General features: G+C 43.6%; 2 protein-coding genes. Both read left to right on the forward strand.

Annotation, left to right across the window (positions count from 1 at the left end; all coding sequences use genetic code 11):
* Positions 1 to 602 precede the first annotated feature (602 nt).
* Positions 603 to 1,121, forward strand: a complete 519-nt coding sequence (locus tag Q1A69_RS19845; RefSeq protein WP_299589574.1) for a hypothetical protein — start codon at positions 603 to 605, stop codon at positions 1,119 to 1,121.
* 129 nt (positions 1,122 to 1,250) lie between these two features.
* The gene (locus Q1A69_RS19850; protein ID WP_299589579.1) at positions 1,251 to 1,685 is read left to right on the forward strand and encodes a hypothetical protein; all 435 of its coding nucleotides are present in this window, start codon (positions 1,251 to 1,253) and stop codon (positions 1,683 to 1,685) included.
* The last annotated feature ends 272 nt before the right edge of the window (positions 1,686 to 1,957 follow it).

The following is a 1,957-nucleotide window of genomic DNA, read 5'->3' on the forward strand; positions in this document are numbered from 1 at the left end:
GAAACCTGCGCGTGTAGCATCCTACTTCCGGCATGAATCGATTAAATATGCAGCATAATAGAACTATTTGTCCGCCGGGTTAATAATGCGCAGCTTAGTATCAAAAACACATAACAAGTTTGTCAACGATCGCCCTTCGGGCTGGACCGCTAAAAGCGTGGCTTCGCCACAACGCGGCCCATTACAAAGGCGTTATTGGTCGCTCGCTCCGGTTTTGCGCGGGTTCAGTTAAGAATAGCAGGTGATTATTAGCTTGCTGTATAAAAAAACAGTATTGGCGGGAAAGCCCATAGTCAACGGTTCGACCTTCGTGTAAGCTTCGAAGCTTCAGCGACGCTCGCATAACGAAGTTGATGCGGACGGCGCAGCCGCTTCGAAGCAAGGCCGCGAACCTAGTGCCGCTAATTTTTCTCTCCGAATCGTGGTAGACAGTAAAAGAAAGATATTTGTAGTGAATTTGTACACAGTGCCACGAGCAACAAATAACAACCCGATGATACGGAAACCTGAAAGTTGTCATTCCCTTTGCTTATGCAAAGGCACTGCCAACTTTCTTAACGGTTCCGCATATCTATTTCGTTATGGCTCAGAGTTAACCATTGATGGCTAGTATGAAAAATTCTAAATTATTAATTTTTTCATTGTTTTTGTTGGCCTCTACGGGCTCAAGTTCAGTGAAAGCCTGTTTATTTCCTGAACCTCTTGATTTTGACTACATTGAAAATGCTGACGCAATTTTTATTGGTCATGTATCTAAGTTCATTTATTTTGATAGAAACCCGGTGGCAAAGACGGCTTCATATTCGTTAATTTCTTTTGAGGTTGAAAGTTATCTTCTAGGTGATGATAAAGAATATGAATTGGATGCGTTCTGGCAGGATTACAGTTATATGCCTGAGAATTTCGAGCAAGGTAGATACCTTGTTGCTGTTAAGGGGGAGGCGTTGCCATCAGCTGTGCTGGCGAATCAACCTTATTCTATTGGATCAAAAGCTGTAAAATACAGAATACTACAAGACCCATGCAGGCCCGCTTTTGTTTTAAAGCCAAGTTCAGAAAATTTGCACAAAGTTAATGAAGTAGTGGATGGCATGGGTACAATTGATATCGTTCAGCCATAACAAAGCGCTGCAGACCGACATCTTACTTTGTGCATATTTTGCGCGGTCGCTGTCGCTCCCATTTTTGCACATAATATGCCCAAAGTAAGCTGCGGCTGAGCGCGACGTTAGCATTCCGAAGAGACCATAATGGATATCGTTAATCAAATTCTAAGCTGGCCCGCAATAGTACAGGGTGCCATTGGATCAGGACTTTTTTGGCTTGTGTTGCATCTTGGTCAAAAGATAACAAAAATTTCTCAGTCACTGCTCGGTCGTCATAGGCATGAAGTCGACATGCGGGATAGGATCATCATAGCCGCGCTGGAGTCTCAAGACATCAAGCAAATATCTACGGTTCTGAGTATGGGCTCCTTTTTCGGAATCCATTACATATTTAAAGCACTTATATTTGTTGTATTAGGTTTATGTATTCAGAACATAATACCTACCTTTGGCACAATTGGTTATGTGGGTGGTTTGGTCTATCTTTTCCTGGGCCTACGAGCCTGCCCAGCCTTAGAATCCTATAGCAATAAAATTTCAAAAAAAGAAGAGCCAAAAGTCGAGGCCCAAGAATGCTAACAAGGCCGGGCAGTTTGCTCCGGGCCTGCGGCCCTCCGCAGGACAGCTTACCTTGTACACGTTTTGCACAGGTCGCTTCGCTCCCATTATTGCGCAAAACGCGCACAAGGTAAGCTGCCCCTGCCGGCGGCGCTAAGTTTTATACACAAGTTTTTTTCAGTTTTATTATAAAAATCAATGAGTTACAGTTTGTACGGTATAGGAGCTACAGATTTGGCTGGATAATTATGCAGGACTGGGTCAGGGACGAAGTGAAAAATCAGGTTATGGGT

It is taken from the genome of uncultured Microbulbifer sp. (genome assembly GCF_947498635.1).
Taxonomy (GTDB): Bacteria; Pseudomonadota; Gammaproteobacteria; order Pseudomonadales; family Cellvibrionaceae; genus Microbulbifer; species Microbulbifer echini.

What these genes read in the sequence shown, in the direction of transcription:
- Q1A69_RS19845 (WP_299589574.1), top strand. Translation starts at nt 603, where the DNA reads ATGGCTAGTATGAAAAATTCTAAATTATTAATTTTTTCATTGTTTTTG.
- Q1A69_RS19850 (WP_299589579.1), top strand. Translation starts at nt 1,251, where the DNA reads ATGGATATCGTTAATCAAATTCTAAGCTGGCCCGCAATAGTACAGGGT.